Origin of the sequence: Paenibacillus sp. FSL R5-0749, assembly GCF_038595085.1 — a bacterium.
GTDB lineage: Bacteria > Bacillota > Bacilli > Paenibacillales > Paenibacillaceae > Paenibacillus.
This window is the reverse complement of record NZ_CP152005.1, coordinates 1898191-1923747: the sequence shown is the minus strand read 5'-3', so window position 1 is coordinate 1923747 and position 25557 is coordinate 1898191. Positions and strand designations below refer to the sequence as shown.

Below are 25557 nucleotides of genomic sequence, written 5' to 3'. Positions count from 1 at the left end.
GCTCCTACCCGGAGCGTTGATACACAGTGACCTTGTACAATTGTTATGATGACTTGATCAAATGTTCCTGTTTTTGCAATCATAAGGCCGGTCTAGACCGGCCTCAATGATTATTCATCTGTGACTAAGACCAAAATTACTCTGTAGGAACTTTGATTTCGCCGCTGATGATTTTTTCTTTGTACTCATCTACTTTAGCAAGGATATCAGCAGATACGTTAGCAGTAGAAGTATCAGCAATACCTACACCGTTTTCTTTCAGTGTCAGGTTCTCAGAACCGCCAGCAAATGTACCATCAACAACTTCTTGGTTTACGCGTTTAACCGCTTCGTCTACTTTTTTGATCATGGAAGTCAAAGTAATCTCATCACCAAACTCAAGAGATTGGTCTTTGTCGACACCGATAACCCAAACATCTTGACCTTGTTTTTTACGTGCGCTTGCTTCGTTAAACACACCGTTACCAGTTGCGCCAGAAGCGTGGAAGATAATGTCTACGCCTTCATTGTAAAGTGTTGCTGCTGCTGCTTTACCCAAATCTGGTTTATCAAATGCACCTGTGTAGTTAGAAATGAATTGAGCATCAGGGTTAACTGCTTTTACACCTTCTCTGAATCCTACTTCAAACTTTTTGATCAGTGGGCTTTCCATACCGCCTACAAAACCAATTTTGTTCGTTTTTGTTGTCAGACCAGCAACAACACCAACCAAGAAGGATCCTTCTTCTTCAGCAAAAGTTACGGACTTAACATTAGGAGAATCCACTACGCTGTCAATGATCGCGAGTTTGGCATCCGGGTTTTGGTCAGCAACCGTTTTGATTGCATCAGCTAATTGGAAACCGATACCCCAAGTCAGATCATATCCACCCTTAACGAATTCGTTCAAGTTCGGAATGTACTCTTCATCGGATTTACTTTGCAGGTATTTAACGGCTACACCTGTTTCTGTTTCAGTCGCTTGCAGTGCTTCCCAAGCGGATTGGTTAAAGGATTTGTCATTAACTCCACCTACGTCAGTAACCATACCGATTTTGAGATCGGATTTCGCTTCAGTGGATGTGCCACCTGTATCTCCTCCGGCATTTGTTTCTTCTTTCGGTTTGCTACCACAACCTGCGAGCATAACCGATACCGCCAGCAACATTACCAAAGACAAGCTGAGCATCTTTTTCATTTTCTCTTTTTCCCCCTTAATGATATATCCTTCATTCCAATCCAGCCTACAATTGAACGGTTAACAGATAGCAGGAATGGCTTTTATGCAGAATGTATGGTTTCTTCGACATTAAAAGCGCATTCTCACCCTTGAAGCATTCTATCATCTGTCGAAAAACCGAACATTATGACATGGAGAGAAAAATTTAGGACTAGCCTACTAGAGGTGATTATACAATCAACCAGTGTTAAAATCCAGATGTTTCATCACCAAATATCACATATTTTTGTTCTTTTTTTATTGAAAACGCTTAATAATTTAGCGTTTTAACACACTAACGTTACAACGATGTGATGTTATATAACAAAAACATATCGTGAACTTTAGTGAGGAATGGAATTTACCTGTTTTCATTTGTATTATTTCACCGTTCGTATTTTATGTATTTCCACGGACTGTTATTCACCGGTTATCTGGTTTTCATTGTTCCCTGCCAGACCATAGCCTATTCGCTCTACTCATTCAGAGATTCACCTTCGGATTGCTTCCAAGCCGTAAAAAAAGCCGCCATATAGGTACGGCGGCTTGTATCATACAATTTTAAGCGTTGATTTTGCCTTTAGCTACAGTAGCCAAAGAGTTGAACGCATTGATGTCGTTAACGGCCAGATCAGCCAACATTTTGCGGTTCATGTCTACACCAGCAAGTTTCAAACCATGGATCAGTTTGTTGTAAGACAAACCATTCATACGTGCTGCTGCATTGATACGAACGATCCACAGTCTGCGGAAGTTACGTTTCGTGTTGCGACGGTCACGGTATGCGTATACCAGGGATTTCATTACTTGCTCGTTAGCTGTTTTAAAGATACGGTGTTTGGAACCGAAATAACCTCTTGCCAGTTTCAAAACCTTTTTATGACGACGACGTACTACAAAACCGCCTTTTACTCTTGCCATATTAAAGAACCTCCCAAATAAATATAAATGTATCCGTGGTATGTGTACGGCCGTAGCCGATCCCCCATACGGAATGTACTAATTAGAATTAGCCTTTCAAGTTAGCCAAACCTTGTTTCAAACGTCTAACATCCCCGGCAGCCATAACTGGGTTACCGTTCAGAACGCGCTTAGCACGTTTAGATTTGTGGGAAAGCAAGTGGTTTTTGTGAGCTTTGTAACGAAGGACTTTACCGGAACCGGTAATTTTGAAGCGTCCTTTCAAACTGCTGTGTGTTTTCATTTTAGGCATTTTGTGTTTCCTCCTCCAATGTTATCAGGCTTTAGGAGCCAAGATCATGATCATACTGCGGCCTTCCAATTTCGGTTGACGTTCAATAGTACAAAGTTCTGCAACTTCTACCTTAACGCGCTCCAAAATCCGTTGACCAATCGCGGCATGTGCAATTTCACGTCCGCGGTAACGAACAGAACATTTCACTTTGTCGCCTTCGTTCAAAAACTTAACTACATTACGAAGCTTCGTTTGATAATCGTGCTCCTCAATATTGGAACGGAACCATACTTCTTTAATGTCAACAATTTTCTGGTTCTTACGGGCTTCTTTTTCTTTCTTTTGTTGCTCATAGCGGAATTTGCCATAGTCCATAATACGACACACCGGCGGTTTAGCCTGTGGTGCCACATTGACCAGATCCAAATTCAGGTCAATCGCCATTTGCAGTGCTTCGCGAATGGGCGTGATCCCAATTTGTTCTCCTTCAGCTCCGACAAGGCGTACTTCCTTCGCCCGAATCTCATCATTAATCATGTGATCTTTACTAATAACCGTCCACCTCCAGGTCATTTTGAATATCCAGTTACACAAAAATAAAAGGGATGCCGGTCAAGCTACCGACATCCCTGTAATCAACACAATTCTTCATGAGTATACACTTCATAAATTATTGGGATCGTTGACCAGCCAACATAGTGTTGATCAGGTGAGAAGTCGGACTTCTACTTGTGATTCCATTGCTATTCATTTTGAATCCGTTTTAAAGCACTTGAATACTATAACATCCACGAAATGCATTGTCAACATCTTCACAACTTTTTTCTGAATTATACATTTGTTATATCCAATGTCGACAAAGTCACGTATCCATGTTCCTTATCCTTGTTTGCTCTGCACCTCATCGAGCCGCACAACACGTGTGTGTTGGGTGTGGCTCCACTGTTTGTTGTTCTGCGTGAAGAAAGCGTAGAACGTAATCGGGTACCAAGACAGCAGATAAATTGGGAACAAAATCAGATATAGATAAACTTTGGCAAAGGTAACCTTCTCCAGCGCCATGGATAACAGGAACGTCAGAATATTCAGACCAATAGCGACGAATCCAACCCATAACGGGAAGTACCCATAAATATTCGCAATGTGCGGACCATTGAATATGGCCATGTCTACCCACATCACAGCCGTCATCAGGAACGTAAGCAACACAACATAGACATTGGCTCCATAGATGGCAAGGTCAAATTTCACCAGGCTTCTTTCCTTAATGGACTGCCAGAGCAGCGGGAAGAAATATCTACGTGCAACTGTAAAGTGACCTTGCATCCAGCGCAGACGTTGTCTCGCTGAAGCTTTGAATGTTAATGGCTTCTCATCAAATACTTTGGCGTCATAGTTGAAAACAGGATACACGTTACGTTGAACACTACGCATCGTAAACTCCAGATCCTCAACCAGACTTGTTGCGCCCCAGCCAATTTCCTTCAACAGGTTGGTCTCGAAGCACATTCCGGTTCCTCCGAGGAAATTCGCCATATTCAAGTTATGACGAGACAACTGCCACAGACGGTTAATGTACCAGTAAGATACGCCGTAAGCTGCAGTAATCCAGGAATCCTCCGGATTTTTCGTATCAATATATCCTTGGATAACACGTGAACCATTGTTCAAGTCATCATTCATTTCAAGCAAGAAGTTACGGTCAACCAGGTTATCCGCGTCAAACATAACAACTGCGTCATACTGACGTGGCAATTTCCACAGGTACTTAAGCATCCATTCGATGGCATACCCTTTACCTCTTAGATCAGCGTTGGTACGTACGCAGGCATTCAACCCATGTTCTCTAACAATCTGAGCCGTTCCATCCGTACAGTTGTCACAGATGACAAACACATCGTACAGATCTTCCGGATAATCAAGTTGTTTCAAGTTCTCCATCAAGGCACCAATGACTTGTTCCTCATTGTGTGCTGCGACGAGTACAGCGAATGATTTTGTGGCTGGATAATGTTTCTTTTTCTTTTTCTTAATCAGACCGAACAGCGAAAACGTGAATTGGTACACGGCTAGCAGTGCCAGAATGACCTGCATCGTGACGAATATAGCGTCCAACATCGTTCTCTGTTACCCCCTTTTTTTCAAACCCAGTTTACTTAAGCATTTCTCTTCCTGATTCTGCAATTTATTTTTTTTGTAATGTGCAGAATATGACCCTGTTCTTTTGTGTAATACGTGAATTTATCAGGCAATGTTTCAAAGCTTGGTTGCTATCAGTTGGCTGCTTTATCGATTCTGTATTCTTTTCAGTCATTTGTCAAAACCCCAATTCCACTTTCTGAACGAGAAATGTGATCTTTAAACGCTGAATAGACACTTCGTGATACCACAACCTCGCATTCATGCCTGTTATATCTTATTTTCAGCCGTTTACTTGATTTTTATTTCTAAAGTCCCTGCTTTTTTCATCAGCATGTTATTCTTCGTCAGAGGCTCTATAACAAATAACGCAAACAGACCTCAAAAAGTTTAAACCAAAACTCACATTTTTTTTACCTCATTTCAGCCATGTTGAATCATTGTATCTTTTTTGGCTAACCCAAGTCAAAAAGTTAAGATGGGTATATATCCACTCTTTAACATGAATTTTACGTTCTTTACATGGGTTCTTCTTGAAAAGGACAACATTTAAAAATATGATAAACATATACCTGAAATAACCTCAAGTTCATGAAAAACGGTTATATATTAATCAGGACGAAACCGGATGCAGAAAATGACCGGAAATAATGCCACCATTACAGGTGGCCTGACTGGCAGGAGGCCAATATGAGCCGTTTATTCTTAAAGTTTCAAGATTATGATCGAAATGTTTTTATGTGGATCAACGGCCGACTTCATAACCGTTTTATGAATTTTTGGCTGTATTATTTCACCCATCTGGGTGGAGCAACTTCTTCTATTGCAGTATCTTTGTTAATCTGGCTGCTTGCTCCGGCTCCATGGAGCACAACAGGACTTCAAGCTTGCATCGCTCTTGCGGTCAGCCACATTCCTGTAGCCATCGCAAAAAAATTGTATCCCCGCATTAGACCTTATCTGGCCTTGCCGGATACAATTACATTTCGGAATCCCCTGACGGACCATTCGTTTCCATCAGGACACACAACTGCCATTTTTTCGGTCACGGTTCCATTTATGACCACTGATCCGATCTTATTGCTAATATTGTTGCCTGTGGCTCTTATTGTCGGATTCTCTCGCATTTATCTGGGATTACACTATCCTTCCGATGTTCTGGCAGGTGCCACAATAGGTACTTTAGTCGCACTTGCAACAGTTGCATTCTGGTCTTAAAGCCGATATGTTAGACTCAGAAAAACCTAGCAGGAACAGGTGAAGTAAGCGTGGAGAAAAAAAGAGTATTACTATTATCTGAAGGCTTTGGTACGGGTCATACTCAAGCCGCCTATGCACTGTCCAGCAATTTGCGAAAGCTCTCGTCAGATGTGCAGACGAAAGTGCTGGAACTGGGAAGTTTCTTAAATCCCAAGGTTGCACCTCTTATTATAACAGCATATAAAAAAACGGTTACCAACCAACCCAAACTTGTCGGATACGTATACAGACACCAATATAAAAAATCATTGAATCGGCTGACAACACTCGCATTGCACAAGCTGTTCTATACCCATACACGCAGCGTGGTGCGCCAGTTACGTCCCGATGCAATTGTCTGTACCCATCCGATCCCCAGTGCTGTCATAGCCAGACTGAAACGTCTGGGTGCACAGATTCCCCTTTGCACAGTCATCACCGACTATGATGCACATGGGACATGGATTAACCGTGAAGTAGACCTTTATCTGGTTTCTTCAGATGAGGTTAAGTCCAAACTATTGCTTCGTGGCGTACCTATAGACAAAATTCGAGTCACCGGCATTCCGGTGCATCCGAACTTCTGGGAACATCCCGGACGAGAAGAGATCCGAAGCAGATTCAACCTCAAAAATATGCCCACTGTACTGGTAATGGGCGGTGGTTGGGGCATGCTCAGCGACGAGCTGGTCCATCCGTTGCTGACACGGTTGCATAAAGATATTCAGATTATTTTTTGTCTGGGTCGCAATGATAAAGCACGGATCAGCATGGAACAGAACCCGATGTATCGCAAAGAGAACATTCATATTATCGGGTACACCAACGAAGTGGACAAATTGATGGAAGTCTCCGACCTGCTGATCACCAAACCTGGAGGAATGACATGCAGCGAAGGCTTAGCCAAAGGAATTCCGATGTTGTTTCACAATCCTATACCTGGTCAGGAAGAAGAAAACGTCCATTATTTTACCGCTAGAGGGTTGGGAGAACCCATATCTTCGTCTGACGTAGTTATTAAATGGATGAACAAACTGCTGCACCACTATCCGGATGTCGTACGTAAACGCAAACGTCATCTGGCGGAAATTGCCAAGGTTCATCCAATGGAAAGCGCTCAAAGTATTCTCGATCTGTTGGAGGACGTTCGTCCTTCATCCGCAGAAGAGGCCCATATATGAATTTATCCGAACATTTGCTGCTTCCCGCATATCTCGTCCAATTACGCCTTTAAGCGGCGGCTTCAAACAAACCTGCAACCACATTGAAAAGGTGCCTTCGACTTTGAAGGCACCTCTTCTGTATGAAGGAAAGTACAAATTTACTGAATGCCTGCTGATTTCAAGTACTCCTGCCACTGCTTGGTGTATTCTGACTGAATTTTTTCTAATCCCGCTTGTTTTGCCTTCTCCATAAATGTGTTCAACCCAGCCTCTACGTCTGCCACCAAACCCACATTAAGCGGATACAAATATTGTTTCTCAACTTGCTCCAATGCAGCTTTCTCGGCTTGATATGGAGTCCAGTCTTCCGCAAATCCGGTAAAAATATCTGGCTTTTTGATTTTGTCCAGATCCTCAAACATGGTCAGGACATCATCAAAGGTTTTATCATAGAGCATAAATTCCGGATTACGCCAAGCCCAGCCATTCATGCCCTCACGCGGGAAGCCGTTCGTTTGTGCATCCCCCACCATTTTGTAGTATCCATTATTATCTACCTCGAAGTTTTTGCCCTCCACGCCGTATTCAGTCAACCAATTATATCGTTTGTCTGTCACAAGCTTTTCGTAAAATGCCAATGCTTTTTCCGGGTTCTTACTACTGCGTGGAATCGCAAACCCATTGTGGATCGGGTGAACAGGTTGTGCAAACCCTTTTGCATTCGGGTAAGGGAAATAAGCCAGTTTCCAATCTGGATGCGTAGACTGCACCTTGATAACATCTGCATTAAATTTGTTAGGGTTCTCCCCGGACAGAACAACAGCCGCTTTTCCATTTTGCAGCAATGAGTTGGAAGTATCTTTTACATTCAGTACGTTTTTCGGGAAGAATCCTTTGTCCATCCAGCGTTTGTATGTTTTCAGGTCTTCCAGATGTTGTGCCGATCCCCAATAGGACGTCACGGTCGAAGGTGTGTCATACATAATATCCAATCCATATGGAAGTTGACCCGCTGTATTCACCAGCTTGGATGTCAGTTGACGGATACCATGCGTATGGTTGGCATTGCTATCCGCGATCGGAATCATATTGGGTTCGTTGGCCTTAATGCCTTCCAGATACGCTTCGAGTGTCTCGAGCGATTCTGGCTTCGGAAGATTGTACTTCTCGCGCAAATCCTCGCGGTACGCAATCCCCTCGGTTACATACTCAATCCAAGTAGATGGAACCGTATAGATTTTGTCATTGATTTTGACAGCATCCCACATGTCATCAGGGACATGAGCTTTAAGCGCTGGTGCTGCTTTAGGCAGCATTTCATCCAGTGCCAGAAACGCTCCCTTCTTAGCATAGGACTGGTAGAATGTCCAATCCGCTGTGAAGATCAGATCGATCGGCTGTCCGGAAGACAGCAGCAGTTTATATTTTTGATCCCAGTCGGTCCAGGAGGTGTAGTTGAATTTCACATTGACGTTCAGATCAGCCTCAGCCAGCTTATTAATCTCGGATTCAATGACAGGCAGATCTTTCGGAGCATCCCCAAGCATGTAAAATTGCAGTGTTACTTTATCACCTTTATTCTCGGATGTTCCCCCTTGCTCGCTTCCTTGCGCCGATCCCCCCGAACCATTGTTACATGCGGCAAGCACCCCGGCGAACAACATCAGGGCAAGTACCAGAGACAGGTGCCGAATTGTTTTGTTACGCATACGCATCCTCCCTTTTTGTGGTGAACCTTTATATGTTAGCGCAGACTCGCCATGTTTCAGACCGAAGATGATGCTAGCAGCCTGATATCCAGAGCGTGTTCACGTTCTAACCTTTCACTGCACCAATCGTAAGTCCTTTGACAAAATAACGTTGTACAAACGGATATAGGAACAAAATCGGTCCCGTCACAACGATCGCCATCGCCATCTTGGTTGATTCCGTAGGCACATCCTGACTAAGCGTGATCCCTGTGCCAATCGCCATCTGGTCAATAAAAGTAATCGTGTTCATCGTGTTATAGAGATAAAATTGCAGTTGGTAAATATCAGGATTGTTAATGAAGAGCGATGAGGTAAACCAGTCATTCCAGTACCCCAATGCCAGAAACAGACCTACAGTAGCAATCCCAGGCATCGCCAGTTTCAACACAATGCTGAAATAGATGCGGAAGTCGTTAGCTCCGTCAATCTTGGCTGACTCGATCAACTCATCCGGCACAGCCGAACGAATGAAGTTTTTCATCAAGATAATGAGGAACGGTGTCATCAACCCCGGGAAAATCAGTACGGTATACGTATCTGTGAGATTGAAGTAGTTCGCCAGCATAATGTACCAAGGCACAAGTCCCCCACCAAACAACGTTGTGAAGTAGATAAAAAATGAGAACGTGTTCCGATATTTAAAGTCCTTACGCTGGAGCACAAAGCCGGCCATCGTGATGAGAAACAGCCCTAGCGTGGTCCCCACCACCGTTGTAAAAACGGTTACCCCATAAGCCTTGAGTACCTGAGTTGGGAATTTGAACACCATTTTGTAACCTTCCAGGGAAAAGTCCGTTGGAAAGAGGTGATAGCCATCCCTTACAATGGATTCGTTGCTACTAAACGAACCGGATAGAATCAGAAGAAAAGGTAGCAGGCACATGATGGATAAGATAATGATGAAGCTATAGGAAATCAGTTGAAACATGAAAGTAAACTCCGAATCTCTGAGACGTGTATTCGTACGCGTGTGAGTATTCATTGGCGTGTTCATGATCGTACTCCCTTCTGCCCTGCGGGCGTTCTAGAACAAGGCGTAGTCCTCATTTACTTTGCGGATAATATAGTTGACGGTCATGATCAAAATGAATCCAAACAAGGACTGATACAGACCAGCAGCCGTTGCCATCCCGATATCAAACGTTACTTTCAGTGAACGATACACATACGTATCAATAATATCTGTAGCGTTGTACAACACCCCGTTGTTGCCGATCAGTTGATAGAACAGGTCAAACTGCCCCTTCATAATGCTGCCAAGCGAGAATAACAGCAGGATGACAAAGGTTGGCTTCAGCATCGGTACCGTAATGTACCAGATCCGCTGAAAAATGTTGGCCCCGTCGATTCGGGCAGCTTCATAATACTCGTCACTGATCCCCGTTATGGCGGCCAGATAGATGACCATGCTGTATCCGAGATTCTTCCACAGATAAAAGATGATGATCAAAAATACCCATATCCAAGGTGTATTATAAATATCCACCGGTCCAGCCTCGAAACGTTTGAGCACCGTGTTCACAAAACCCGACTCATAGTTGAACATGTTGTAAGCGATTACACTTAATAGTACAAACGAAATGAAGTACGGCAAGAACATGACGGATTGCGTAATTTTTTTGAATAACCTGCCACGGATTTCACTAAGCATGATCGCACAGAAGATCGCCAGTCCGTTTCCTAATATAATGAAGGCGAGGTTGTAACCCACAGTGTTGGTTGTGAGCTTCAGCAGCATTCCGGATTGCCATAGGAACTTAAAGTTCTCCAAACCGACAAATGGACTGCCAAACAGTCCGCCTTCAAAATCATACCGGGTGAACGCATAATAGATACCGACCATTGGAAAATACGAGTTAATCAGAAAAAAGATCAGCGTGGGCAACAGCATCAGAAACATGATTTTGTTTTTGTTCAATTCTTTGAGCATGGCTCGATCCCTCCCGAATTTCTTGCGGTGCTGCGTGGTGGAGCTCTCTTTTTATTGTAGGTGCTCCCTTCGCTCACGGATACTGAAGCTTCCCCTCAGAAAATGAACGATTCTGCGAAATAAACTATGAACAAAACGAACGAACCGTGAAATGAACAGACATCCACACGCATCCGTTCACAAATGTTGATATCGTGCATAGGCTGCAACTGGTGAACAATCCTGCGAAAGTTGAACTTTATGTAGAGAAAGTAGGCAAAACAGCCTGTCCAGCGTTGATGTAAACGCATACATAATATATAATTCAAGATACTCTTGTTCTTCTGCTCATCCAGGTATGAAGTCTGGCGTATGTATATGAAGTTCTATGTTCTCCACCCATAACAAGAGGTCCAAGGGGGAAAAAGAATGCGTAAACGTTCAGAGGACAGTCAGCAGGTCTTCACACGGATTCTGATCGGCATTATCATCAGTACCGTCGCCACCTTGCTTGTGGCTTCTTCTATTTTGTATGTCAACTATAATCGGATTGCTCTTCGCCAGGTGTATCGTACCGATATGAACAGCCTTACACAAACCAGCCGTGAAGTAGCCAAAATGACCGAGACTGCGAAATCATTGTCATATCAGATTTATCAGGACTACACCATCTCATCATTACTGCTTTATTCCAAACCGAATATCTATGAGATTACATCGGCGATGGAGCAGCTCGACAACTACCGCATGTCCCTTCCCTTTATCGAATCTATCTATGTATATAACTCTAAAAGCAATGAATTTTTTATCAGTTCCAACGTGCGTAATGGGCAGCAGTCCGTCTCGGAGATCGACGATCAGGGGATTACAAGCATCCTCCAACGCTTCCATGACTATAAACCTTTTGTTCCCATCCCGCGTACATATCAGGTCGGCTCTACTGAAGAAACAGAGGTCAACAGCTACACTTATCTCTGTTACGACACGATCAATGACAACGCGAAATTAAACTATGCTGTCATCGTTAATATCAAGGATGATTGGCTCAGTCCGAACATGAATGCTGTGGATCAACCAGGTAAGACCTTTATCGTGAATGAGAACGGGGATCTATTATCCGACTTTGGTGATCGTTCATTGATGAAAAATCTCTCCAGTGAAGCTTTTATGAAGCCAATTATGCAGGATGCGGAGCATTCCGCTTATTTTACCGAGAAGGTCGACGGAGAAAAATCACTCATCACCTATACCGCTCCCGATGATCTGGGCTGGCGTTATGTGAGAATAACACCGTATGATCTGATTACCTCAGATATACGGAGTATGCGTACACATACCGTTCTGTTTTGTGTTGGACTTCTCATCGCAGGGTTGCTGCTCTCTTACCTTGTATCCCGAAAACTATATCACCCTATTGATAAGGTGCTTGTTCGTTTACGTGTGATGGAAGCAGAGCGACGTGGCAGTCTTCATCTTTTACGGCAGGATTTTCTGCGTGGGGCCTTGCAGGGTCGTGAAACAGTAACTGGAGGTATGTTGGAAGAACGGATGAAGTTCTACGGTTCCTCCATTGATGTTCAGCGTGCTTCCAAACTCGTATTGCTGCGTATTGATCACTTTACGGAATTCTGCGAAACGTATCGTGATGAGACCCAGCTTGTCAAATACGCCATGATGAACATCTGCACCGAGACAGCCGATCTCCACTATAATGCGGAAGCTGTGGATATGGGCGGTGATCTGATCACACTCATTTTCAACGAGAAAGCGGAATACCAGGAACTTGAGCAACCTGCTAACAACCGGATAGAAGAGCTGCTGCGCATGATGCAGGCTGCTGTAATGACCCATCTGAAATGCTCCATCTCCTGTACGATTGGCACGGAGGAAGATTCATTGGAAGACAGTATTGCTTCCTACACCAGATCAGCCGAAGCTTCACTGCATCGTTTGTTCATGGGACCCGGCTGTCTGATCTATACTTCTGACATTATGGCTTATCACGCCAAAGAGTACGCATTCCCAGCAGGTAAGGAAAGACAGCTTGTCGATCATCTAATGACAGGCAAGACGCAAGAAGCCAAGCAAGTCTATGCAGATATCGTCGGTGAAACAGCCGCTTATCCCTTCACCGTCTTCCAGCTGGCCTTATCCCATCTGACGATGACACTCAACCATGTACGAAATACCCTTAAGAAAAATAATCAACTCACGCTTGATTCAGTATCAGATGGACTCATGCTGCCTGTGAAAGAAGCGGAAGACATCAGTGAAGTGCATGAACACTTCTATCGTATGTTTGATGAGCTTGGTTCCAAAGTTGAGGAGAAACGTACACTGAAGCACGAAGAGTTGATTCGCAAAATCAACGGCATTATTGAGCGGGACTATGCGGACCCTAACCTATGTCTAACTTCTATTGCAGATGAGCTTAGCATGTCGCCCATCTATGTAAGCAGGCTCTACAAACAGCTCACCCTGAAAGGGCTAACGGACGTGATTAATGAAACCCGCATAGCCAAGGCTCAACATCTGCTGGTAGAGACAGAGAACTCCGTTGCCGATATTGCCGAGAGGACCGGATTCACCAACAGTTCCTATTTCTATCGTATGTTCAAAAAGTTCAACGGTGTTACACCGAACGATTATCGCCGCAAAGAGTTTCATTCAGAGAACTTTTGAAATCATCCCAGGCGTGATTTTTAGGAGCACTTCACAACGCCAAAAAGAGCGACCTATGAGAATGAACCATTCCCCTCATGTGTCGCTCTTCTTTAATGAGTTTAAGTTAGATTTCGATTTTATTCCTGTTCCTGACCTTCACCAGACTCATCTGTCGCTTCGCGAACTTTATACTTGTCCAGACGTGTCTGCTGATACTCACGCAGTGCCTCTTCACCCACAATCACTTCAACCCGGTGAATGTTCATGCCTTTGCCCATGAATTTCTGCTCATACTCGGTCATCACATGTTCTTCGTTAAGTCCATCGCGATGCAGGTTCAAAGACAGATTCGTCATTTGCAGACCAAAGTCGGCAATGGCGTTGAGTGAGAAATCAAACAGCGTCTCCGAATCGGTTTTGAAATGAATCTGTCCTTTTGCATTAAGCAATTCCGTGTATTTCTTCAGGAAGCGCGGGTGCGTCAACCGGCGACGTGCATGCTTTGCTTTTGGCCACGGATCGCTGAAGTTCAAATAAATGCGTTCCAGTTCTTCCGGTTCAAAAACTTCCTCGATCTGTTCAATGTTTGCCAGCGCAAGTTTCAGGTTCGGTGGTGTCTCCACATCTGCCTGGCTCCACGCATTCCGAGCTTTCTCACTGGCACGACGCACCAGCTCATCATACATATCAATACCGATGAAATTAAATTCCGGATATTTATAACTCATTTGGCTGATAAATTGACCTTTACCCATACCAAATTCCACGAAGATCGGATGGTTATTGCCAAACAGTTCAGACCATTTTCCTTTATGTTGCTTGGGGTCCAGTACAACAAGATCAACTTGTTGCTCTAGATTTTCTCTTATCCCTTTTCTGCCACGTAAACGCATTTTATTCCTCCGTTTGTCCCATACTTGTCTCAGACTTATTTTGCCGAAGAACTCGCAAATTGTAAAGAGCAATGAAAAGGGAATCTTCGGATCTGCCACTTTGGGCAAATCTCAAAGATTCCCTCTTCGATTTATTTGGAATTGGGGTCCAACTACTTTAGTAGTTCATAGTCTACCTTATCTTGGTGTGAAAAATCAAATGTCTTTTCGAAAGCATCGCGAACTTTTTGTCTTGCAGCCGCTTTCACTTTCGGATTTCCATTAAAACGAACACCCGTTAAAGCCAGTGCTTCCTCTGCCGTCAATTCAACAGACACATGATTCAATTCATTGTTTTTTACTTGGGAATTCATTCATATCACCTCACGGTATAGTATGGTCCATGACGTCAACATTGATTCAAATGCTATGATGAATAGTACCCATTAGATGGTGTCTGACGCTGATTTAAATATAACATAAGGTGTAAACTATAGCAAGGAGAAAACCTTGATTTTACGGCCTATTTTGCGTTTTGGTTCCCTTTTTTTTTAGTTTTTTGATACAATGATAAAAGTTCATGAAGACACCTATAATCGCTATCCATCGTCTATGACGGAAATCGCATAGCGCTTCTTCTTTTATTCACGTATGATTACTGTAATTAGACAGCCAAAGGAGTACCTTGAAGATGAATGCACCTGCATTACAGTCCCCTCTCCTGTGGGGAGATAAACGATTCCATACCTGGAATTATGAGATGCGAGATCAATTCAACAATAAAGTTTTCAAAGTGATGCTGGATGCTGGATTCACCTGTCCCAACCGTGACGGTTCCATTGCCAAAGGTGGTTGTACCTTCTGCAGTGCGCGCGGATCAGGCGATTTTGCTGGCAGCAGACGTGAAGATCTGGTTACCCAATTCAATACGATTCGAGATAAACAGCACCTCAAGTGGCCTACAGCCCATTATATTGGTTACTTCCAAGCCTATACGAACACATATGCTCCGGTTGAGGAGCTTCGCGAATATTTTGAAGAAATTTTAGAGCAACCAGGTGTTGTTGGTCTGTCCATCGCCACGCGCCCGGATTGTTTGCCAGATGACGTTGTTGATTATTTGGCTGAACTGAACGAGCGCACATACTTGTGGGTTGAGATGGGGCTTCAAACGATCCACGATTCCACATCAACATTGATTAATCGGGCGCACGACACGAAGTGTTACGAAGAAGCGGTTGAGAAACTGCGCAAACGAAATATACGTGTGTGCACACATATCATATACGGTCTGCCTCAAGAAACGCATGAGATGATGCTGGACACAGGACGGGCAGTAGCCAATATGGATGTACAGGGCATCAAGATTCACCTGTTACATCTGATGCGTAAAACACCAATGGTAAAGCAATACGAAGCCGGTCTTTTACGTTTTCTCGATCAGGACGAGTATATCAAGCTGATCGTAGATACATTGGAGATGCTCCCGCCAGAAATGATCGTACACCGCCTTACAGGCGACGCACCGCGTGATCTGCTGATTGGACCAATGTGGTCCATGAACAAATGGGAAGTATTGAACTCCATTGATCGTGAGCTGCGAGAGCGGGATTCATGGCAGGGTAAGTATTGGAGGCGAGCATAGATGGGCTTTCTTTCGGTTCTCAGCTGTGCTCATCAGTGGATTGCTTCCCGTCTGCAGCCAGGTGATCTGGCCATAGATGCAACGGTTGGTACAGGAGCAGACACACTATTTTTGGCACAACAAGTAGGCAAACGTGGTCAAGTCATTGGATTCGATATTCAAAATGAAGCCCTTACGCTTGCACAGGCCCGGATTCGAAAACAAAACGACGAAGCCAAGCTTGGCTCCATCTCCATGCTTCAACTAAGTCATGATCGAATGGCAGAAGCCGTGCCGGAGTCATGGCTTGGTGCGGTTGGCGCAGTCATGTTTAATCTGGGGTATCTGCCTTCGGAAAATGCAGATTCCTCCATCATAACCAAGACTGACAGTACAATTGCTGCACTCGAGGCCGCACTCGCTTTATTACGTCCTCGCGGCATTATTACAGTTGTGCTCTACCCTGGTCATGACGGAGGCGCACAGGAAGCATCAGCCGTGTTGGAGTGGTCCTCTTCCCTGCCGGTAGGACAGGCACAGGTTGTGCTGTATCGCCAATTACAGCGAGAAACTTCTCCTTTTCTGATCGGAATTGAGAAAAAATAATTTCCTTTGTTCACCAAATACAATAAACTAGACACAATCGCAAGGTGAGCTGTTAACGGCTTCTCCTTCCTGCGATCTGTGTTCTAAATCTACATATGCAAACGTATTCACTTGTTTGTTCATGGCGATTGCATGCCCATGACTGATTAAAGCGATCCACCATTTCATATACTAGAGGAGAGATTACTGATGTCTACGCCATACCCATTACAATTCCAACCTGAATTCAAAGAACGTGTGTGGGGCGGTCGTGCGCTGGAGCAATTCGGCCTTACGCCCCCTGAAGGACATATCGGAGAAGGCTGGATGATAGCCGATCATCCAAACGGTACAACCAAGGTATTAAATGGAGCACTAGCTGGCAAGGGTCTGGATGAAGTTCGTGAACAACTGGGCACCGAATGGCTTGGAACCAAAGGCGTTTCCGAAAAAGGCGGTCGTTTCCCCCTTCTGATTAAGCTGCTTGACTGCAACGATGACCTGTCCGTTCAGGTTCATCCCACAGACGAGTATGAGGCACTTCCTCCTGGCGAGCTTGGCAAAACAGAAATGTGGTATGTACTCGACGCAAAACCGGGCGCGAACATCATCTACGGCCTGAATGAAGGCGTGGATCGGGCAACATTGAAAGAGGCATTGGAAAATGGCACGGTGATGGATACCCTTCGTCAGGTACCTGTAGAAGCTGGTGATACGTTCTTTATCCCTGCCGGAACCGTACATGCGCTCTGTGCAGGTGTCGTTGTCGCTGAGATTCAGCAAAACTCGGATACGACTTACCGGATTTACGATTACAATCGTCCTGGACTGGATGGTAAACCACGTGAGTTGCATGTTGAAGACTCATTGAATGTCACCGCCTATGAGGGTGCAGGTGCTTCAACAATGAAAACCAATAACGCTACTCCTGGTGAATGGCTCAAGCTTGCGGAATGTCCTTATTTTGTGGTGGAAAAAGGGGTTGTAACTGAACGCTGGGAACTCTCCACCAATCCTGACAGCTTCACAATTCTCGTTGTCTGTGAAGGAGAAGGCACTTTGGAGTGGGCACATGCTGCATCAGACCGCATTGAATTGAAAGCTGGACAATGTTATCTCTTGCCAGCCAATCTGGGTTCTTATACTTTAAACGGGAATACCACTGTTCTTCGCTCTTATCTGCCATAAATCAAGCTCATATGTAACCTGTGAAGGAGGAATTACACGAGATGCAGGAATCTACCTTTGCCTTGGTCGCTAGTGAAGGTACCCGTATTCATGTGTACCGCTGGCTTCCCGATCCGGAATGCGACGTTAAGGGTGTAGTGCAAATTGCACATGGCATGGGCGAGACGGCCGCCAGATACGCGGAATTTGCCAGCGTTCTTACTGAAAATGGCTATGCGGTCTATGCCAATGACCATCGGGGTCATGGCAAAACTGTGGAGAATGCCAAGCTACTCGGCAATGCTGGTGTCGATGCCTTCCGCTGGATGGCAAGTGATATGATTAATCTCGGCGAAGTAGCCGCCAAGGAGAACCCTGGGGTGCCCCTTTTTCTAATGGGACATAGCATGGGTTCATTCTTAGTACAACATCTTATGTACGCTGGTCACGAGCAGTACCATGCCTTTATTTTATCCGGGACAAACGGCAGACGCGGGCTGCTCCGGTTCGGAGAGAAGCTCGCTTTCTTGCAATGCGGCATACAGGGTGCTACTCATCCCAGCATGCTGCTCAACGCGATTGTATTTGGTGGATTCAACCGCTCTTTCCGCCCTGCAACGACACCGTTTGATTGGTTGTCCCGGGACGCACAAGAGGTTCAGCGATTCATTGATGATCCCCTGTGCGGGGCAGTCTGTACAGCAGGCTTTTTCCGCGACTTCTTCAAATTGCTGCTCGAAGTCCATCTTCCACACAATATGGAGCGCATACCTAAACACAAACCCGTATATCTGTTCTCAGGTGAAAAGGACCCCGTTGGACTTCATGGCAAAGGTGTTCTTAATCTGGTCTCCCAGTACAAGAAGCTTCAACTGGAGAATATCGAGTATCGCCTGTATCCGGGTGGACGCCACGAAATGCTGCATGAGATCAACCGAACAGAAGTGGCTCAGCATGTCGTAGACTGGCTAGAGCGGAATACCCCTAGCTCGAATACACACGATAGGCCTGTGAGCCTTACTGAAACAGCTGACTCTATATAATAGAACCGGAACAATACAATACTATTTATAGCAAAAGAAACCCCTGAATCGGATGTACAGCTCACGCTGCGCTCCAATTCAGGGGTTTCTTGTTAAGCGATATGAATAATAGCCTTGATCAAACGTTATGGATTAACCTTCAATCAACAGTGATTCCGGGTCTTCAAGCAGTTCTTTCACGGTCACAAGGAAACGTACAGCTTCACTGCCGTCGATAATTCGGTGATCGTAAGATAACGCGATGTACATCATTGGACGGTTCTCCATCCGCTCTGCATCAATCGCCACTGGACGAAGCTGGATCTTATGCATCCCCAGAATACCCACTTGTGGTGTATTCAGAATTGGCGTAGATAACAAGGAACCGAATGTTCCACCATTCGTGATGGTGAACGTTCCACCTTGCAGATCAGATAACGCCAGTGTGTTGGAACGAGCTTTGGATGCCAGGTCCGCAATGCTCTTCTCAATCTCGGCAAAGCCCAGACGATCGGCATCACGCACAACCGGTACAACCAGTCCTTCTTTCGCAGATACGGCAATGCCGATGTCATAATACTTTTTCAGTACAACATCTTCGCCATCAATCTCTGCGTTAATTGTAGGGAATTTTTTCAGAGCTCCCACAACTGCTTTGGTGAAGAAGGACATGAACCCGAGGTTAATCTCATGTTTCTCTTTGAACTTGTCCTTACGGCGTTTACGTACATCCATGATGGCAGTCATATCCACTTCATTAAACGTAGTCAACATGGCTGCAGTCTGCTGAGCCTCTACCAGACGTTTGGCAATGGTCGCACGACGGCGAGACATCCGCTGACGCTCCACTGGTTTGGTATACGTGGAACTTCCAGCTGCCGGAGCACTTGGTGCCGCAGGAGCTTTATTGGCAGGTGGAGCTGCCGGAGCAGGTGCCTGATTGTTATGGCTCTTCACGTCGTCCTGGTATACCCGTCCAATTGGATCTTTGCTCTGAACCTGATCCAACTCGATACCACGTTCACGTGCAAGCTTGCGAGCGGACGGTGAAGCCGTTTTGGCGCTGTCGGATGATTCCGGTGCCGCCGCAACAGGTGCTGTTGGTGTTGGTGCTTCAGGTGCAGGAGTAGCGGCCTTTTTCTCTTCTGCCGCTGCCGGTTCGGAAGCGGGTGCACCGCTTCCTCCTCCAGAGCCAGCTGAGAGTGTACCGATCGTTTCACCGATCTCTACCGTCTCTCCTTCCTGACGAATGATCTTCTCCAGCACACCGCTTTCTTCTGCGCTGATCTCGATATTTACTTTATCCGTTTCCAGTTCAAGAAGCACATCACCCTGATTAACGTTTTCCCCTTCTTTAACCATCCATCTGGATACAGTTCCCTCAGTTATTGACTCACCCATTGCAGGTACTTTAATTTCACTCACAGCTCTTACCTCCCCAGTGGAATATTATTCTTCGTCGTTTGTTTCAACGCAGATGTAATAATCTGTTGCTGTTCCATACTATGCACAAGCTGATAACCGCTGGAAGGACTTGCGTGTTCCGGGCGACCTTCGTATCTAACGGTTGTGCCTTCTGGAGCAACTTCGCGAAGACGAGGCTCCATGTAAGTCCAGGCGCCCATATTTTTGTTTTCTTCCTGTACCCATACCAGTTCTTTTACATTACTGAAACGTGCGAGGATACGTTTGATCTCTTCTGCCGGGAATGGATACAGCTGTTCCACTCGAATAATGTGAAGCCATGACCAATCTGCTTTATCTTTTTCAAAAGCATCTTCCAGGTCAATGGCAATCTTGCCACTGCACAGAATAATGCGCTCCACACGATCCGGCTGCGTACCCAGTCCAGCTTGCTCAAGCACAAGTTCGAATTTGCCTTCACTGAATTCCACTGCCGGTGATGCAACACGCGGATTCCGGATGAGACTTTTCGGTGACATCATCACAAGTGGACGGGCATCTTCCGTTTCAGTCAACGAAGCTTGACGACGCAACAAGTGGAAGTACTGGGAAGCACTCGACAAGTTGGCAACCGTCATGTTGTCTTCTGCACACAACTGAAGGAAGCGTTCCAGACGAGCACTTGTATGCTCAGGTCCCTGACCTTCATTCGCATGTGGAAGCAACATCACCAGACTGGATTTTTGAGACCACTTGGCACGACCTGCGGATACAAACTGGTCAAAAATAACCTGTGCACAGTTGGCAAAATCCCCGAATTGAGCTTCCCAGATGACCAGTGTATCTGGTGAATATACGTTATATCCGTATTCGAATCCAACAACGGATTCTTCAGACAACGGACTGTTATAGATGGCAAAGGATGCTCTTGCCTGTGGCAAGTGATGCAACGGACAGAACTTGGCTCCGTTCTCCGAATCATGCAGTACCAGATTCCGATGAGCGAATGTAGCGCGCTCGGCATCCTGTCCACTAATCCGAATTGGTTTGCCATCAGCGAGAATGGTTGCAAATGCGAGTGTCTCCGCAAGGCTCCAATCCACTTTTTCCCCTTCGTTCAGGGAAGTGCTCCGGCGTTGCAAAATGCGCTGTAGCTTCGGATACACATTGAAGTTCTCAGGCCATTTCAGCAGGTCCGCATTAATGCTGCGCAGATTCTCCAATGGTACGGCAGTAGGCGTAATTGTAACTGCTTCCGGCTCACTGATTTTCCGTTGGTAATATTCATGTACTTCATTTTTCTTCATCTGGTCATAAGCTTCTTTTAATTTGTTCGTTACTCCATCGCGAATGCTCGTAATGGACGCATCATCGATAACCGATTCCTGCTTCAATAGATCCTGATACAGGTGGCTTACCGTTGGATGGTTTTTCACCTTGTCATAAACGATAGGTTGAGTCGTTTCAGGATCATCAGTTTCATTATGGCCGTAACGACGGTAACCGATCAAGTCGATCAGGAAATCCTTTTTGAAACGATTGCGATACTCTGCTGCCATACGAATGGCTGCAATACAAGCTTCCGGATTGTCCGCATTCACGTGTACAATCGGAATTTCGTACCCTTTAGCAAGGTCACTTGCGTAGTATGTTGAACGGGAATCACCGCTATCTGTAGTGAAACCCAGACGATTGTTAACGATAATATGGATGGTTCCACCATTCTGATATCCTGGCAGAGCTTTGAAGTTAAGTGTCTCCGCAACGATCCCTTCTCCAGGGAATGCGGCATCACCGTGCATCAAAATGGTAGCTGCCTTCGTTACATCCTGTTTCGGATATCCAGGGTCACGACGGTCATCCTGAGCCGCACGTGCAAAACCCTGTACAACCGGATTGACGTATTCCAGATGGCTCGGGTTATTCGCCAGAGTAAGGCGGGCCTGCACAGTTTCCCCGTCTTTTACAAAACGGTTGGCACCCATATGATATTTGACATCCCCCGTCCAACCGTAGTTGATTCCCGTCGAACCTTCCGATGGAACCAGGTCTTTGTTCGGAGCATGATGGAATTCAGAGAAAATTTTGCTGTACGGTTTGCCTAATACATGGGCAAGTACGTTTAACCGTCCACGGTGGGCCATACCCATCAGAATGTGGCTAGATCCGGCTTCTGCCATGATACGAACAGCTTCATCCAGCATCGGTACAAGCACATCGTTACCCTCGATAGAGAAACGTTTCTGTCCAACAAATGTTTTGTGAAGATAGTCTTCAAATTGCTCAACTTCAACCAAACGTTCCAGCAAAGCCTTACGTTCTTTCGGCGTAAGTGGAGCTGGTGAAGTCCGGGATTCCGCACGGCGATTCAACCATTCACGTTCTTGAACTTCGTGCACATGACTGAATTCATAGGCCATGGGTCCAGTGTAAATCTGACGCAAGCGTTGGATTGCATCCCAACCGGTTGCGGTCTGTCCATCTGCACCTTCCCAGATCAGGGAAGCAGGCAAAGCTTTCAGATCTTCTTCGTTTAATTCAAAATGCTGAGGTTCCAGCAAAGATGTATCTGTATCTTCACTGATTCCAAGCGGGTCTATGTCTGCAGCAAGATGACCATACGTACGGATATTCCATACCAGCTTACCTGCTGTAACCGCTTTCTGTAATAATTGAATGTCCACGCTTCCGGAAGCCGATTGGGCGTTGCCGGAATTCGAGGTTGTGCGTGCATCCTTGCCAGACATTGGCGGTGCACCCCATTGTTCAAATAGTTCACGATAGGCCGGTGTAACCGAACCAGGGTCTTGAGCAAATAATTCATATTGTTCCTGTACGTATCCCATATTGGGGCCATAGTAACTTTCCCAGGGCTTCTTGTTGCCTTCCACGATCGTCATCGACGTTCCCTCCGTCTTGATTTAGTCATAAGTTTTTGACGGAAATCATTGACTAAGTCGTAATTTGCGTTCGTTCAACATTTTAAGCGAAATTTTTCATGAAGTCCAATAATCGTGCTGTTGGTGGTAGTAACGTTAGTCCGACGCTCCCGTCAAGGTTTGTCTGCGTTTTCAAAATCAAAGTAGAACAATGATTGTATATACCGTCGCACAGATGTCGAATACTGTCCTGATCCGTTCGAAGGTTACACTTTCTCCTCTTCTTCAAGTGAAGTCCGTGTTCTAATATCTATTCTATAAACTTTTACGCTCAGGAGCATTTCCTATTTTTAGCTCAATTGATGCATAAATTAGATGAATCGAAATTCATCGAGCAATTTGGTTAGAACAACGAACGCTTAATTATAACAAAATAGGCATATGATCTCCCATTTTACCTCCTTAATTGAATTGTGGTCCATTATGTTCAAAAACAAACCGTCAAGTTAAACATTAACCAATTGACATGACATTCAACAAATAATTGGTTTTTTCTTCAGGAGACCCACTAAAAAAGCTGGCCCAGACATGAATTATCCGAGCAGCTTATTTTGGATATAGCCAATTTGAGTTAACAATATAGGTGATGATGCGCATCAGGGTGTTCGTTCTGTTCTTTTACTAATCATATACTCTGCAAACGGCGTTAGGGAAAGATCAGTAGTTTGCTCCAGTGTAAACCAATCCGCGCCTAACGAATCTTCACCATCGGGTTCTTTTTTGATCTGATCCGGCTGACAAGCTGCGGTCAAAACAACATCGTACAGCATCCCGATATGGTGCAGCTCTTCCGGCTCACCTTGATGCACCCATTCCACAACCTTAGACTCCGCAGAACAAATCATTACTTGTAGATCGGTCAGGCCGGTCTCTTCTTCAATCTCACGATGAAGAGCTGCCTCTGGATGCTCACCAAACTCCAGCCTTCCGCCCGGTAAATCCCATTGCCCCTGATATGCTCCCCGTGCCTTATGAATCAACAGGATTTTTTGCTCCCAAGTGACCAAGCCATATACGCCAATATGTGTATACCGATTCACCTAAGTACTCTTCCTTTCGTCTTCATCCTCTGTAACAGCATCCAGATCTATGGCCATACGAATCATATCCACACAGCGAATACCATCCTCTATAATTTCTTCCTCATAGTGCCTCACAAAGAAATCACGATCAACCCCAATAATGCGGAAACCGCAACGTTGGTATAACTTCAATTGATGAAAGCTGGAGTTGCCTGTTCCAATCTCGAGAATCCGGCAGCCTAATCTGCGTGCAGCTTCCATCGCTTCCTTAATCATGTGTTTGCCTACACCTTGTCCCTGCAGTTCTTCCTGTACGGCAATATTAACTATCTCGGCAGTCTCCGGACGAGTCTTGAGCAATACGAACTCTCCAACCATCTCTCCTTCATACTCAGCAATAAAACAAACACCCCGACTCAGGTACTCATCAACAATTTCTTTTGAAGGATCAGCCATCAATAAAAGTTCGTATGGTCGCTCTTCTTCCCAATCCAAAATCCGGAACGACAATTTCATGCCAATCTCCACCTTTTCATCGTACAATATTCATTCTCGTTCTGTTTGCAGAAGCCTATGTATGGCAAATCTACAAATATATCATGCTTACTTCAACAAACTAGTTTACTCAATCTATTAAACACACACTGTTTCTCCTGGGCTAGTCATCTCCCATAAAAATAGTAACCTTCATTATACCATAATATTTGGATATAAATATATAGATATGGATGATACATTATGAGGCATTAATTTTATCCTAACCCAAGCTTAAATGCTCATGGATTAATTTCCATTCCCCATCAAGCCCAGCAACAAACACATTCGTTGCCCGCCCCTTTCCATAAGCCGGCTCTCCCTGATAAATCCCCTTCCAGTGGTAGGTATAAATACAAACTGCCTGATCTTTGCTAGTCGTAATCCACTTAACCTCTTCAGCACTGTAGACTTCTTCCTGGACTGTTTCCCAAGCGTTCTCAAAATAAGCCCGGATTTCGTCTGGAGTAGTGCATGACGTTCCTGTAAACCAATATACGGCATCTGGCGATAACCATTTGCTCACTTCATGAAACTGATGTGTATTCGTCGCTGCAATGTATCCTTCTAGGGCATGCTGGTATCCCATGATCTTCTCTCCCTTTCACGTTGATTTTATCGAACCCCACGCTGTTCAAGAGCGGAATCGCTATACAACATAAATGTCTCTTGCAGCGTACGTCCGGATGACTTCTCCCAGATCACACTCCGCTCAAACGTACCCTTTTGGAAAAATCGTGGGAGACGTTCAGCGAACCAGTCCTGCATAGGCAGCTCGGACACCCGCTTCATAGGCACCCATAACAGTTCGCCTTCGGGCGGATTCTGCAATAATTGTCCCTCGAATGAAGTCGCCAAATAGTTGAATACCATGTAACGTAATCCTTGTTCGGGATCACAGAATTCATCGAGTCCTTTATACGTAATCTCATTGACCGTTAAACCCGTCTCCTCCAGAACCTCCCGCACAGCACCATCCACAATGCTCTCCGGAAAGTCTACCTTTCCCCCAGGAGCGATGTATCCCGGAAATCCTTTGCGATCCGGCCGATTCATTAATAACACCTGATCATTCACTTTGTCCCATACCATACACATCGTTAATATCTCTATTCTGGTGTTCATATTCG

At 45.1% G+C, this 25557-nt stretch carries 23 protein-coding genes; 7 read left to right on the top strand and 16 right to left on the bottom strand.

The window, feature by feature from the left end; all coding sequences use genetic code 11:
- Positions 1-136 precede the first annotated feature (136 nt).
- From MKY85_RS08700 to MKY85_RS08680, 5 genes are all read right to left on the bottom strand, one after another.
- Complete coding sequence (locus MKY85_RS08700; RefSeq protein WP_339240803.1) at positions 137-1177, bottom strand: BMP family ABC transporter substrate-binding protein; 1041 nt, start codon at positions 1175-1177, stop codon at positions 137-139.
- A 582-nt stretch (positions 1178-1759) separates the two neighbouring features.
- Entirely contained in the window at positions 1760-2119 is a 360-nt protein-coding gene (gene rplT / locus MKY85_RS08695) for a 50S ribosomal protein L20 (RefSeq protein WP_017689664.1), read from the bottom strand.
- Positions 2120-2207: 88 nt separating this feature from the next.
- Entirely contained in the window at positions 2208-2411 is a 204-nt protein-coding gene (gene rpmI / locus MKY85_RS08690; protein ID WP_017689665.1) for a 50S ribosomal protein L35, read from the bottom strand.
- Between the two features lie 24 nt (positions 2412-2435).
- Entirely contained in the window at positions 2436-2930 is a 495-nt protein-coding gene (infC, locus tag MKY85_RS08685) for a translation initiation factor IF-3 (protein ID WP_062833422.1), read from the bottom strand.
- Positions 2931-3272: 342 nt separating this feature from the next.
- Positions 3273-4511 carry a glycosyltransferase family 2 protein gene (locus MKY85_RS08680; RefSeq protein ID WP_339240801.1) on the bottom strand — a complete coding sequence of 413 codons (1239 nt, stop codon included), beginning with the start codon at positions 4509-4511 and terminating at the stop codon, positions 3273-3275.
- 711 nt (positions 4512-5222) lie between these two features.
- On the opposite strand from MKY85_RS08680, the gene MKY85_RS08675 reads away from it, so the two are divergent.
- Positions 5223-5750 carry a phosphatase PAP2 family protein gene (locus tag MKY85_RS08675; RefSeq protein ID WP_169478872.1) on the top strand — a complete coding sequence of 176 codons (528 nt, stop codon included), beginning with the start codon at positions 5223-5225 and terminating at the stop codon, positions 5748-5750.
- Between the two features lie 50 nt (positions 5751-5800).
- Positions 5801-6952 (top strand): glycosyltransferase, encoded by a 1152-nt coding sequence (locus MKY85_RS08670; RefSeq protein ID WP_342572394.1) that lies wholly within the window; start codon positions 5801-5803, stop codon positions 6950-6952.
- 140 nt (positions 6953-7092) lie between these two features.
- Here the strand turns inward: MKY85_RS08670 and MKY85_RS08665 are convergent, their stop codons facing one another.
- The 3 genes from MKY85_RS08665 to MKY85_RS08655 all read right to left on the bottom strand — a co-directional run bounded on the left by MKY85_RS08665 (position 7093) and on the right by MKY85_RS08655 (position 10615).
- Complete coding sequence (locus MKY85_RS08665; RefSeq protein WP_342572393.1) at positions 7093-8643, bottom strand: extracellular solute-binding protein; 1551 nt, start codon at positions 8641-8643, stop codon at positions 7093-7095.
- A 106-nt stretch (positions 8644-8749) separates the two neighbouring features.
- Positions 8750-9679, bottom strand: a complete 930-nt coding sequence (locus MKY85_RS08660; RefSeq protein ID WP_342572392.1) for a carbohydrate ABC transporter permease — start codon at positions 9677-9679, stop codon at positions 8750-8752.
- Positions 9680-9709: 30 nt separating this feature from the next.
- Positions 9710-10615 carry an ABC transporter permease subunit gene (locus tag MKY85_RS08655; protein ID WP_017689672.1) on the bottom strand — a complete coding sequence of 302 codons (906 nt, stop codon included), beginning with the start codon at positions 10613-10615 and terminating at the stop codon, positions 9710-9712.
- Between the two features lie 408 nt (positions 10616-11023).
- Between MKY85_RS08655 and MKY85_RS08650 the strand changes: the two genes are divergently transcribed.
- Positions 11024-13276, top strand: coding sequence for a helix-turn-helix domain-containing protein (locus MKY85_RS08650; RefSeq protein ID WP_342572391.1), 2253 nt, complete (start codon positions 11024-11026; stop codon positions 13274-13276).
- A gap of 119 nt (positions 13277-13395) precedes the next feature.
- Here MKY85_RS08650 and trmB read toward each other — a convergent pair whose 3' ends face one another.
- Positions 13396-14151, bottom strand: coding sequence for a tRNA (guanosine(46)-N7)-methyltransferase TrmB (gene trmB, locus MKY85_RS08645; protein ID WP_339240792.1), 756 nt, complete (start codon positions 14149-14151; stop codon positions 13396-13398).
- A 152-nt stretch (positions 14152-14303) separates the two neighbouring features.
- Positions 14304-14504 carry a hypothetical protein gene (locus MKY85_RS08640; protein ID WP_036610190.1) on the bottom strand — a complete coding sequence of 67 codons (201 nt, stop codon included), beginning with the start codon at positions 14502-14504 and terminating at the stop codon, positions 14304-14306.
- Positions 14505-14821: 317 nt separating this feature from the next.
- On the opposite strand from MKY85_RS08640, the gene MKY85_RS08635 reads away from it, so the two are divergent.
- From MKY85_RS08635 to MKY85_RS08620, 4 genes are all read left to right on the top strand, one after another.
- A complete protein-coding gene (locus MKY85_RS08635; RefSeq protein WP_036610193.1) occupies positions 14822-15775 on the top strand; it encodes a TIGR01212 family radical SAM protein in 954 nt (317 codons plus the stop codon).
- The gene (locus MKY85_RS08630; protein WP_342572390.1) at positions 15776-16360 is read left to right on the top strand and encodes a class I SAM-dependent methyltransferase; all 585 of its coding nucleotides are present in this window, start codon (positions 15776-15778) and stop codon (positions 16358-16360) included.
- Between the two features lie 189 nt (positions 16361-16549).
- Complete coding sequence (locus tag MKY85_RS08625) at positions 16550-17527, top strand: type I phosphomannose isomerase catalytic subunit (RefSeq protein WP_342572389.1); 978 nt, start codon at positions 16550-16552, stop codon at positions 17525-17527.
- A gap of 41 nt (positions 17528-17568) precedes the next feature.
- Positions 17569-18549: an alpha/beta hydrolase gene (locus MKY85_RS08620; protein ID WP_342572388.1), complete on the top strand. Its 981-nt coding sequence runs from the start codon at positions 17569-17571 to the stop codon at positions 18547-18549.
- A 132-nt stretch (positions 18550-18681) separates the two neighbouring features.
- Here MKY85_RS08620 and odhB read toward each other — a convergent pair whose 3' ends face one another.
- From odhB to MKY85_RS08590, 6 genes are all read right to left on the bottom strand, one after another.
- Entirely contained in the window at positions 18682-19953 is a 1272-nt protein-coding gene (gene odhB / locus MKY85_RS08615) for a 2-oxoglutarate dehydrogenase complex dihydrolipoyllysine-residue succinyltransferase (RefSeq protein WP_342572387.1), read from the bottom strand.
- 5 nt (positions 19954-19958) lie between these two features.
- Positions 19959-22832 (bottom strand): 2-oxoglutarate dehydrogenase E1 component, encoded by a 2874-nt coding sequence (locus MKY85_RS08610; protein WP_339240783.1) that lies wholly within the window; start codon positions 22830-22832, stop codon positions 19959-19961.
- Positions 22833-23467: 635 nt separating this feature from the next.
- Positions 23468-23911, bottom strand: coding sequence for an NUDIX domain-containing protein (locus MKY85_RS08605; RefSeq protein ID WP_342572386.1), 444 nt, complete (start codon positions 23909-23911; stop codon positions 23468-23470).
- Positions 23912-24409 carry a GNAT family N-acetyltransferase gene (locus MKY85_RS08600; protein WP_339240779.1) on the bottom strand — a complete coding sequence of 166 codons (498 nt, stop codon included), beginning with the start codon at positions 24407-24409 and terminating at the stop codon, positions 23912-23914. It lies immediately after the preceding gene.
- Positions 24410-24650: 241 nt separating this feature from the next.
- Positions 24651-25016, bottom strand: coding sequence for a nuclear transport factor 2 family protein (locus MKY85_RS08595; RefSeq protein WP_339240778.1), 366 nt, complete (start codon positions 25014-25016; stop codon positions 24651-24653).
- A 26-nt stretch (positions 25017-25042) separates the two neighbouring features.
- The gene (locus MKY85_RS08590) at positions 25043-25552 is read right to left on the bottom strand and encodes an 8-oxo-dGTP diphosphatase (RefSeq protein ID WP_339240777.1); all 510 of its coding nucleotides are present in this window, start codon (positions 25550-25552) and stop codon (positions 25043-25045) included.
- Positions 25553-25557: the final 5 nt, after the last annotated feature.

Bases quoted from the DNA above. Each gene is read 5' to 3' on its own strand.
- MKY85_RS08700 (WP_339240803.1), bottom strand. From the start codon at position 1,177: ATGAAAAAGATGCTCAGCTTGTCTTTGGTAATGTTGCTGGCGGTATCG.
- rplT (WP_017689664.1), bottom strand. From the start codon at position 2,119: ATGGCAAGAGTAAAAGGCGGTTTTGTAGTACGTCGTCGTCATAAAAAG.
- rpmI (WP_017689665.1), bottom strand. From the start codon at position 2,411: ATGCCTAAAATGAAAACACACAGCAGTTTGAAAGGACGCTTCAAAATT.
- infC (WP_062833422.1), bottom strand. From the start codon at position 2,930: ATGATTAATGATGAGATTCGGGCGAAGGAAGTACGCCTTGTCGGAGCT.
- MKY85_RS08680 (WP_339240801.1), bottom strand. From the start codon at position 4,511: ATGTTGGACGCTATATTCGTCACGATGCAGGTCATTCTGGCACTGCTA.
- MKY85_RS08675 (WP_169478872.1), top strand. From the start codon at position 5,223: ATGAGCCGTTTATTCTTAAAGTTTCAAGATTATGATCGAAATGTTTTT.
- MKY85_RS08665 (WP_342572393.1), bottom strand. From the start codon at position 8,643: ATGCGTAACAAAACAATTCGGCACCTGTCTCTGGTACTTGCCCTGATG.
- MKY85_RS08660 (WP_342572392.1), bottom strand. From the start codon at position 9,679: ATGAACACGCCAATGAATACTCACACGCGTACGAATACACGTCTCAGA.
- MKY85_RS08655 (WP_017689672.1), bottom strand. From the start codon at position 10,615: ATGCTCAAAGAATTGAACAAAAACAAAATCATGTTTCTGATGCTGTTG.
- MKY85_RS08650 (WP_342572391.1), top strand. From the start codon at position 11,024: ATGCGTAAACGTTCAGAGGACAGTCAGCAGGTCTTCACACGGATTCTG.
- trmB (WP_339240792.1), bottom strand. From the start codon at position 14,151: ATGCGTTTACGTGGCAGAAAAGGGATAAGAGAAAATCTAGAGCAACAA.
- MKY85_RS08640 (WP_036610190.1), bottom strand. From the start codon at position 14,504: ATGAATTCCCAAGTAAAAAACAATGAATTGAATCATGTGTCTGTTGAA.
- MKY85_RS08635 (WP_036610193.1), top strand. From the start codon at position 14,822: ATGAATGCACCTGCATTACAGTCCCCTCTCCTGTGGGGAGATAAACGA.
- MKY85_RS08630 (WP_342572390.1), top strand. From the start codon at position 15,776: ATGGGCTTTCTTTCGGTTCTCAGCTGTGCTCATCAGTGGATTGCTTCC.
- MKY85_RS08625 (WP_342572389.1), top strand. From the start codon at position 16,550: ATGTCTACGCCATACCCATTACAATTCCAACCTGAATTCAAAGAACGT.
- MKY85_RS08620 (WP_342572388.1), top strand. From the start codon at position 17,569: ATGCAGGAATCTACCTTTGCCTTGGTCGCTAGTGAAGGTACCCGTATT.
- MKY85_RS08610 (WP_339240783.1), bottom strand. From the start codon at position 22,832: ATGACGATCGTGGAAGGCAACAAGAAGCCCTGGGAAAGTTACTATGGC.
- MKY85_RS08600 (WP_339240779.1), bottom strand. From the start codon at position 24,409: ATGAAATTGTCGTTCCGGATTTTGGATTGGGAAGAAGAGCGACCATAC.
- MKY85_RS08595 (WP_339240778.1), bottom strand. From the start codon at position 25,016: ATGGGATACCAGCATGCCCTAGAAGGATACATTGCAGCGACGAATACA.
- MKY85_RS08590 (WP_339240777.1), bottom strand. From the start codon at position 25,552: ATGAACACCAGAATAGAGATATTAACGATGTGTATGGTATGGGACAAA.